This window comes from Pontiella sp., assembly GCF_041622395.1.
In the GTDB taxonomy this organism is placed as follows: Bacteria; Verrucomicrobiota; Kiritimatiellia; order Kiritimatiellales; family Pontiellaceae; genus Pontiella.
Genome location: NZ_JBFJYW010000163.1, coordinates 1 through 8,613, shown reverse-complemented (window position 1 = coordinate 8,613; position 8,613 = coordinate 1). Strand labels below are relative to the sequence as shown.

The window sequence follows — 8,613 nt, the reverse complement described above, 5'->3', positions numbered from 1 at the left end:
CGGGCGTTCGACCCTTGGCCGGGCAGTTTTTGCACGCTGCCGAATGGCGAGGTGCTTAAGATCTGGAAGGCGGAGCTGGAGGAGGGGGCGGGCAGCCCCGGCCGGCTGCTTGATGACCGCCTGCTTGTTGCTACGGGCCACGGTGCGTTGCGTTTGACCGAGGTCCAGCCCCAAGGAAAGAAGCGCATGCCTGCTGCGTCGTTCCTGAATGGCGCTCCGCTCGCCGGCGGTACGCATTTGGGCTGAACCGTAATCGATTCCCTCACGTCACGCCTCACGCCTCACGCCTCACGCTTCACGTCTCGCGCGCAAAAAATAACCCTTGGAAACCGCATCCCCTACGGGTTTTCAAGGGTTGGAAAAACAAAGCAAGGCCGGGCAAATGCCCAGCCTTGAAATGGATGAAGCTAGTTAAGCTTATTTCTTTTTGTGGCGGTCCGCACGGCGGCGCTTGCGCCGTTTGTGGTTCGACATTTTGGTCTTGCGCCATTTCTTAATGGTACCCATGGTTTCTCCTAATTGGTTTCTAAAAGGGCAAGTACGATAGCTATGCCACGACTTTATTCAAGCTAATTTCAATAATTCCTTCGGCTCCTGCGGCTTTCAGGTCCGGGATGATTTCGCGGACGACCGATTCGTCGACAACGGTTTCGATCGCGAACCAGCCCTCTTCCGTCAATGAGTTGATGGTGGGCGAGTGCAGGGCCGGCAGCAACGTTTTCACGGTTTCAAGGTTGGCGGCTTCCACGTTCAGCTTCAGCAATACCTTGTCCTCCGCATCCAGTGCGGCTTTCAGCAACAGGGCAATCTTCTGGAGCTTCTGTTTTTTCCACTCGTCCGCCCAGGCGTCCTGCGAGCAGAAGAATTGGGTGTACGACTCCATCAGCGTTTCAACGATCTTCAGGTTGTTGGCCCGCAGCGAGCTGCCGGTTTCCGTGATGTCGACAATTGCGTCAACAAAGTCGGGGACCTTGACCTCGGTCGCACCCCAAGAAAATTCAACCTCGGCCTTCACGCCGTTCTTCGCAAGCCAGCGTTCGACGATGCCGACGCCCTCGGTGGCAATCTTCTTGCCTTCCAGATCCTTGACGGAGCTGATCGCGGAGTCGTTCGGGACGGCCAGGACCCAGCGGATGGGGCTCTTGCTCTGCTTCGAGTAGACCATGTCGCACAGGTTGACTACGTCGGACCCGTTGGCTTCGACCCAGTCCAGCCCGGCAATGCCGGCGTCCAACATGCCGTGTTCGACATAGCGGCTCATCTCCTGCGCCCGCAAAATGCGGATTTCAATCTCGTCGTCGTCGATCGATGGAAAATAGGAGCGCGAACCGCCCTTGATGCTGAATCCCGCTTTTTTGAAAAGCCCGTATGTAGATTCCTGCAAGCTGCCTTTTGGCAGTCCTATGACCAGTTTGTTCATAAATCCTTTTCCTTTGTTAGTTTGGGAAAGCGGGGAATATAGAGGAACAATCCCGGGCGTCCAACCTCTGATTGCAAAAAAGTTCCGGGGTGGGGATGCGGGGCCGAATCCGCTTGTCCCGCTGGGGGAAAAGCTTTATTCCTATCTGCCGTTGTACGACGCACCCGTGGCGCAATTGGATAGCGCATCTGACTTCGAATCAGAGGGTTGCAGGTTCGAATCCTGCCGGGTGCGCCACGTTTTGAAAATCGAGGCGGAGCCGCCACAATCGGGAGCGTAAGGATGAAGCCAAAGGAATGGATTTCGGATCTCAGGGTATATGAGCCCGGCAAGCCGATCGAAGAGGTGGCGCGCGAACTGGGATTCGACGATATCGCCGAGATCGTCAAGGTGGCGTCGAATGAAAACGAGCTGGGGCCCTCGCCCCTCGCGGTGGAGGCCATGCAAGAGGCCATTTCCGAGGTGCATCGCTATCCCGATGGCGGCGCGTTCTATCTGAAGCGGAAGCTCGCGAAAAAGCTCTGCGTCGAACCCGAAAACCTGCTCTTCGGTTGCGGCAGCAACGAGCTGATCGTTTTTCTCTGCCATGTGTTCATGGAGCAGGGGAAGAACCTGATCATGGGCGCGGAGGCCTTTGCCGTCTATTTCCTCGCCAACGCCCTGTATCGGGGCGAGACCGTCCGCGTCCCCATGCCCGGCCATGTGCACGACCTCGACGCCATGCTGGAGGCCATTACGCCCGAAACGCGGCTGGTGGCCATCTGCAATCCGAACAATCCGACGGGAACCATGGTCTCGCCCGAGGCCATCGATCGTTTTGTCGAAAAGCTGCCGGACCACGTTGTCGCCGTTTTCGACGAGGCCTATTTCGAGGTTATGCCCGAAGCGATGAAGCCCGACGTGCTCAAGCACATCCGCGCCGGGAAGGAAAACGTCATCGTGCTGCGCACCTTTTCCAAGGCCTATGGGTTGGCGGGGTTGCGCATCGGCTATGCCGTGGCCCATCCGGAACTCATCCGGTTGCTCAACAAGGTGCGCCAGCCCTTCAATGTCAGCACCGTGGCCCAGGCCGCCGCCATCGCCGCGCTCGACGACGTGACCCATATCGTCGAAACCCGCGAGATGGTTTCCGGCGGATTGGACTTTTTCGAGGAAGAGCTGCCGAAGCTCGGCGTCGAGACGGTGGCTTCCGGCGCCAACTTCATTCTCGTGAAGACGGGCAACGGGCGCGCGGTGTTTCAGGCGTTGCAGCGGCGCAAGGTTATCGTGCGCCCGATGGATCCCTACGGGTTGCCGGACCACATTCGCATTACCGTCGGTATCCCGGAGCAGAACCGCTTCATGCTCGAGGCGCTGAAGGACGTCCTTTCCTAGCGCCATGATCGAATTCTAAACTTTTTCATTCTACCCGCTTGACTCGAAAAGAGGAATGGGTAGGATGTGCGCTCCTTTGAACAAATGGGCGATTAGCTCAGTTGGCTAGAGCGTCTCGTTTACACCGAGAGGGTCGGCGGTTCGAGTCCGTCATCGCCCACCATTTTTTCATAGGAAATCCCTTTTTAAGGGCGATTAGCTCAGTTGGCTAGAGCGTCTCGTTTACACCGAGAGGGTCGGCGGTTCGAGTCCGTCATCGCCCACCATTCCAAACCGCGGATCCATGGATCCGCGGTTTTTTTTTGTGCCCGGCCCCGGCGCGTGGAAAAGAAAAAAGGGCAGGCTTCTTGAGCCTGCCCTTTTCGATGGAACGAACGGAACGGTTAGTCGATGTCTTCGCCCGTTTTCACCGGGGTGCGCTCGAGGTGCCAGATGTCGTCGCAGTAGTCCTGGATGGACCGGTCGGACGAGAACCAACCCATGCGGGCGACGTTGAGGATCGTTTTCTCGGTCCACTTGGCCGGGGTCGCGTAGAGCTTGTCCACCTCTTCGTTGCACTTGATGTAGGACTCGTAGTCGGCGAGGTAGAAGTAGAAGTCGCCGTGCTCGGTGACCTCGTTGTAGAGGTCCTTGAACAGGTCCGGCTGCGACGGATCGAAGATGTTGTTGCGGATCGCCTCGAGCACGCCTTGCAGGTCCTCGGACTTCTCGACGTAGGTGCGCGGGTTGTAGCCCTTGCTCCGCAGCTTCGCGAGGTCCTCGGTGCGGTTCCCGAAGATGAAGATGTTCTCTTCGCCCACGTGCTGGGCAATCTCGATGTTGGCGCCGTCCCAGGTTCCGACCGTCAGCGCTCCGTTGAGCGACAGCTTCATGTTGCCCGTGCCGGAGGCTTCGAGGCCCGCTGTGGAAATCTGCTCCGAGATGTCGGCGGCCGGGATGATCTTCTCGGCCAGCGAAACGTTGTAGTCGGGCAGGAAGACCACTTTCAGGCGGCCGGCGACATCCACGTCGTTGTTGATGCATTCGGCCATGGTGTTGATCAGCTTGATCACCGACTTGGCGATCAGGTAGGCCGGAGCGGCCTTGGCCGCGAAGATGAAGGTTTTGGGCTGCACCTGGGCGGCCGGGTTTTCCTTGATCTTGTTGTAGAGGTGGATGATGTGCATGGCCTTCAGCAACTGGCGCTTGTACATGTGCAGGCGCTTGATCTGAACGTCGAATTGGGAGTCGGGGCTAACGAGGTAGCCCGTGAGCTCCTTGATCACGCGGCACAGTTCAACCTTCTTCTCCCGCTTGATTTCGCGGAAGCGTTTCTGCACGGCCTTGTTGGTGGCGAACTCCTGGAACTTTTCGAGTTGGGAAAGGTCCTTGCGCCAGTCGTCGCCGATCTTTTTGGAGATGAGTTCCGAGAGTTCGGGGTTGGCCTTGATCAGCCAGCGGCGATGGGTGATGCCGTTGGTGACGTTGGTGAACTTGTCGGGATAGATCGTGTCGAATTCCGGCATGGTTTCCGTTTTCAGCAGCTCGGAGTGCAGGGCCGAAACGCCGTTGACCTTGTTGGAGCCGACCACGCAGAGGTTGGCCATGCGCACTTGCTTGTGGGCGCCTTCTTCGATCAGCGAAACCTTGCGCATCAGTTCGCCTTTGCCGGGATGGTTGATCTCGACCTGCTGCAGGAAGCGGTGGTTGATTTCGAAGATGATCTGCATGTGGCGCGGCAAGACGCGCTGCAGCAGGTCGACCGTCCACTTTTCGAGCGCTTCGGCCAGCAACGTATGGTTGGTGTAGCAGAAGGTGTTGACGGTGATGTCCCAGGCCTGTGCCCACGGAATGTGCTCTTCGTCAAGCAGCACGCGCATGAGTTCGACGATCGCGAGGGTGGGGTGGGTGTCGTTGAGCTGGATCACGTTCTTTTCCGCGAACTGGCTGAAGTCGCGATGCGTCTTCTTGTAGCGGCGGATGATGTCGCGCACGGAGCAGGAGGCCAGGAAATATTCCTGGATCAGGCGCAGTTCCTTGCCGGCGTAGGTGTAGTCGGAGGGATAGAGCACCTTCGATACGTTTTCCGCCCAGTTCTTTTCTTCCACGGCGCGGACATAGTCGCCCTGGTTGAAGACGTCGAGGCGGAACCCTTCCGCCGGCTGGGACTTCCAGAGGCGCAGCATGTTCACGGTGTTAACGCCATAGCCGATGATCGGCAAATCGAAGGGGACGGCTTCGAAGACCTGGAAGTCCTGCCAGACATCGTTGGCCCCCTTGCCGGGGCGGAAGTTTTTCGTGACGCGGCCGTAGACGCAGACCGGCAGGGTGTATTCCGGGCGAACCAGCTCCCACGGATAGCCGAGCGCCAGCCATTCGTCCGGACGCTCCTTCTGCCAACCGTTTTCGAATTCCTGGCGGAAGATGCCGTGTTCGTAGCGAATGCCGTAGCCGTACGCCGGCAGTTCCTTCGTGGCGAGCGAGTCGAGATAGCACGCGGCCAGACGGCCCAGGCCGCCGTTGCCGAGGCCGGCCTCGACGTCGAGTGCGAGTACTTCTTCGAAGGAAATATCCAGTTTCTTGAGGGCTTCCTTGGAGGCCTCGACTATGCCCAGCGCGACCACGTTGTTGGCCAGCATTTTGCCGATCAGGTATTCCATGGAGAGGTAGTTCACGCGGCGGACGTCTTTGTCCAGGTATTGGCGTTGGGTTGCGATGAAGCCATCGACCGCCATGTCGCGCACGGCATGGGAGAAGCACATCATCTTGTCGAAGGTGGTTGCGGACCGCAGGTCTTTGCCGCGGCTGTATTTCAGGTGGAACAAGGCGCGTTCGGCCAGCGAGTCAGCGGTGATGTTGTCTTTGAAGTTTGACATTTTTCTTTAACCCTTTGCTGTTCAGTTGTTTTAAGAGTCCCCCTAAGTAGCCCAGTGGCGGGATTGTTGCAAGCCCCGTCCCGTCCTAAAAAAAACACGCTAAATGCTTGATCTGTCGAACTTCCGGGTTCTCCTTGTTTTCGTGCTGCGGTTTGATCGACAATGCGCTTTTAAACGGGGTATGCATCAGGCCATGAACGAATCAATCTACAACGCGGCGGATCTGGAAAACCGGATTCTTTTTTCCGACAACCACATGCTGGCGGTCAACAAACCGGCCGGGTTGCTTTCGCAGGATAGTGGAACCGGGTTGCCGAATCTGGAGGATTGGGCGCGCGAATGGGTGCGGGTGGAAAAGGGCAAGCCCGGCGCGGTGTTTCTAAACGCGGTCCACCGCATCGACCGGGCCGTTAGCGGCGTGGTGCTCTTTGCGCGCACCAGCAAGGCGTTGAGCCGTCTCAACGAAGGCATCCGCAAACGCAACTGCAAGAAGATCTACCACGTGCTGGTCGAGCGCGCCCCGACGAAGCCTGCGGACAAGCTGGTCCATTGGCTCTCGCACGAAAACCACCGGGCCCGGGTTTGCCGCGAGGGCGATCCGGGGGCGCAGTGCGCGGTGCTCGCCTATGCGACGCTCGGGCGGGTTGGCGAGCTGATCCTGCTTGAGGTCGATCTCGAGACCGGGCGCTACCACCAGATCCGCGCGCAGCTGGCCGCCATCGGTTGCCCGATCGCCGGGGATCAAAAATACGGCGCGCGGCTGCGGTCGGACGATGGCAGCATCGCCTTGCACCATCGCCGACTCGAAGTGGTGCATCCCACGCTCAAGGAACCCGTTTCCATCGAAGCCCCGTATCCCGCCCCATCCCCTTGGTGGGACAACGCCTAGCCCGCCCCGCCGCATTCCAAAAGTTGTTCGACCCGCCTTGCCGGTACCCCCTATCCGTGGAAGAAAACTTCCCGGTGGATTCGGCGGGGTGCGATCCCGCGCTCCAGCAACCATCCGGAGACCTCGTTGACCATGCTTTCAAGGCCGCAGCCATAGTAGTGCGTCCGCTCATCGAGCGGGAGGCGGTCAAGCAACGCGGTCACACGCCCGTGGAGGTGTTCGGTGTGTTCGCGCGAGACCGCCAGCGTGGTTGGGCAGGATTCGGCGAGTTGCGGCAGGCCGATGGCGTCGGCTTCCCGCCGGACGCCATAAAGGCATGCTTCCGGCGGGCGGTCGAAGGTGTTGATGTAGGAGAGGAACGGCGCGATTCCGGTGCCGGTCGCAATGAAGACGAAGGGGGCTTCGCCGATCCCCTGGCCGGGGCGGAACCAGCCAAAGGGCGGGGTGATGCGGATGGAGTCGCCCGGCTTCCGGGCCGCCAGCCAAGGGGAGACTTCCCCGCCGGCCATCCTGCGGATGACGAAGCGCAGGTCGTCTTCGCTTGATCCCGAGGCAATGCTGTAGGGGCGCGATTTTTCGTCGGTCGTATAGATGGCGGCACAATCGCCCGGCGCAAATTCAAGTCCGTTCCGGTCCAGTACCAGTTCGAACAGGTCGTCGTTCACGAAGCGCACATCCAGGACGGGGTGTTCCGAATAATCCAGATTGATCATGTTGGGCGGTTCCTCTGCATTTTCCCGGCGAGCCGGAGTCATGTATGGAACGGTGCCGGCCGGTTCGGTCCGCTGGCCAACGAAATTAATGCTCAATAGCACCGATCAATGGGCAAGGCCTCCGCGAGGATTGAGCGCCAGGAGTTGATGGTAGAGTTTTTCGGTTTCGGGCATGGGCACCCCCTTCGCCTTCGCGGCCCGGATCGGGTTGCCGTAGATGCTTTCGATCTCCATCGGGTTCCCCCGGTCGTAGTCGAGTTTCATGCTGGGGGCATAGGGCTCCATCCGTTCGGTATCCGCGATCATTTTGCTGATGAAGGCGGGTTCGATGGGGCGCGCGCAGGCGGCCGCTCCTGCGGCAACTTCGTTCATCAGCGTTTCGCAAAGGGCGCGGTTTTCCGGGGTCTTGATGAGTTGGTCGGTCAGGACATTGCGAATCACCGAGAGCCCGTTGAACGGAATGTTCCAAACCAGTTTTTTCCAGCGGGCCAGTGCAAGGTCTTCGACCAGCTGGATGGGAATCCCGGCGGACTTTAAATCGCAACCGAGTTTTTCAAGCCGCTCCGTGATGCCGCCGGATTGCCCGTCGGCCCGATATTCGCCGAGGGTGATCAGGCCATAGTCGAGATGCCGGATATGGCCGGGACCGATTTTGTTCGAGCACAGGAAGCAGAGACCGCCGATGATGTTTTGCGGATCGACGATCCCGGCGATCTCTTCCTCGCTGCCGAGCCCGTTCTGCAACGTCAGCACGAGGGGGTCCTTTCCGACGAGCGGGGGCAGGATGCTGGGCAACGCGGCATTGGCCGTGGTTTTCAGGGCAACCACCACGATATCGCACGGCGGCATATCGCGCGGATCGTGGTAGGCATGGACGTTGGGGAGCGTGAAGTCGCCGTAGGTCGATTCAATGACCAGTCCGTTTTTCCGGACGTGCTCAAAGTCGCTGTGCAGCAGGAAGTGGACGTTGAATCCCGCCCGCTGCAACAGGCCGCCATAGTAGCCTCCAACCGCTCCGGTCCCGACAATTGCTAGGTTCTTGGTTTGCATGCGTCGCATCGTGCCATGACTGCGGGAGCGGAAAAAACAAAAAACCGACCTCCTCGCCGAAAGCCGGTTTTTCGCGCAACGTAGTGCGGGTTTTAGTTTTCTTGGAGTTTCAGCTTCTTGCCGGATTGAATCCATTCTCCAAGGACGATTTTGCAGTATGCACCTGTAGAGATTTGCATTGAAGCCGCGCGACGCTCCAGCTCCTTGGCCATCTCCAGTTTCATGTTGATCCCAATGGTCTTCGTTCCTTTTCCTGCCGGGTTGGTAGCCATAAGCCTACCTCCTTTCGTTTCTTGAAGCATATGACTGTTT

The 8,613-nt window shown here is 58.9% G+C and carries 8 protein-coding genes, 3 tRNA genes and 1 pseudogene; 6 read left to right on the top strand and 6 right to left on the bottom strand.

Translation table 11 applies throughout. The annotated features are described in order from the left end of the window. Positions 1-246 (top strand): annotated as a pseudogene (locus ABYO54_RS10365) (methionyl-tRNA formyltransferase); the annotation flags it as partial. 171 nt (positions 247-417) lie between these two features. On the opposite strand, the gene ABYO54_RS10360 reads toward ABYO54_RS10365, so the two are convergent. Further along, positions 418-507, bottom strand: coding sequence for an AURKAIP1/COX24 domain-containing protein (locus ABYO54_RS10360; protein ID WP_136060682.1), 90 nt, complete (start codon positions 505-507; stop codon positions 418-420). Positions 508-547: 40 nt separating this feature from the next. Beyond that, positions 548-1,420 (bottom strand): ATP phosphoribosyltransferase, encoded by an 873-nt coding sequence (hisG, locus tag ABYO54_RS10355; RefSeq protein ID WP_372808175.1) that lies wholly within the window; start codon positions 1,418-1,420, stop codon positions 548-550. Positions 1,421-1,580: 160 nt separating this feature from the next. Here hisG and ABYO54_RS10350 point away from each other — a divergent pair. The 4 genes from ABYO54_RS10350 (at position 1,581) to ABYO54_RS10335 (ending at position 3,060) form a co-directional block, all read left to right on the top strand. Then, positions 1,581-1,657 (top strand) — tRNA-Arg (locus ABYO54_RS10350). A gap of 45 nt (positions 1,658-1,702) precedes the next feature. Further along, positions 1,703-2,794: a histidinol-phosphate transaminase gene (gene hisC / locus ABYO54_RS10345; RefSeq protein ID WP_372808174.1), complete on the top strand. Its 1,092-nt coding sequence runs from the start codon at positions 1,703-1,705 to the stop codon at positions 2,792-2,794. 86 nt (positions 2,795-2,880) lie between these two features. Further along, positions 2,881-2,957, top strand: a tRNA-Val gene (locus tag ABYO54_RS10340). Between the two features lie 26 nt (positions 2,958-2,983). Continuing rightward, positions 2,984-3,060 (top strand) — tRNA-Val (locus ABYO54_RS10335). Positions 3,061-3,177: 117 nt separating this feature from the next. On the opposite strand, the gene ABYO54_RS10330 is transcribed toward ABYO54_RS10335, so the two are convergent. After that, complete coding sequence (locus ABYO54_RS10330; RefSeq protein ID WP_372808173.1) at positions 3,178-5,649, bottom strand: glycogen/starch/alpha-glucan phosphorylase; 2,472 nt, start codon at positions 5,647-5,649, stop codon at positions 3,178-3,180. Positions 5,650-5,842: 193 nt separating this feature from the next. On the opposite strand from ABYO54_RS10330, the gene ABYO54_RS10325 reads away from it, so the two are divergent. After that, positions 5,843-6,538: an RluA family pseudouridine synthase gene (locus ABYO54_RS10325; protein WP_372808172.1), complete on the top strand. Its 696-nt coding sequence runs from the start codon at positions 5,843-5,845 to the stop codon at positions 6,536-6,538. A 50-nt stretch (positions 6,539-6,588) separates the two neighbouring features. Here ABYO54_RS10325 and ABYO54_RS10320 read toward each other — a convergent pair whose 3' ends face one another. The 3 genes from ABYO54_RS10320 to ABYO54_RS10310 all read right to left on the bottom strand — a co-directional run. After that, a complete protein-coding gene (locus ABYO54_RS10320; protein ID WP_372808171.1) occupies positions 6,589-7,251 on the bottom strand; it encodes a ferredoxin--NADP reductase in 663 nt (220 codons plus the stop codon). A gap of 105 nt (positions 7,252-7,356) precedes the next feature. Next, on the bottom strand, positions 7,357-8,301 hold the full coding sequence (locus ABYO54_RS10315; protein ID WP_372808170.1) for a putative 2-dehydropantoate 2-reductase: 945 nt from the start codon (positions 8,299-8,301) through the stop codon (positions 7,357-7,359). A gap of 92 nt (positions 8,302-8,393) precedes the next feature. Then, on the bottom strand, positions 8,394-8,613 hold a 220-nt coding region (locus ABYO54_RS10310), incomplete at its 5' end, for a hypothetical protein (RefSeq protein ID WP_372808169.1).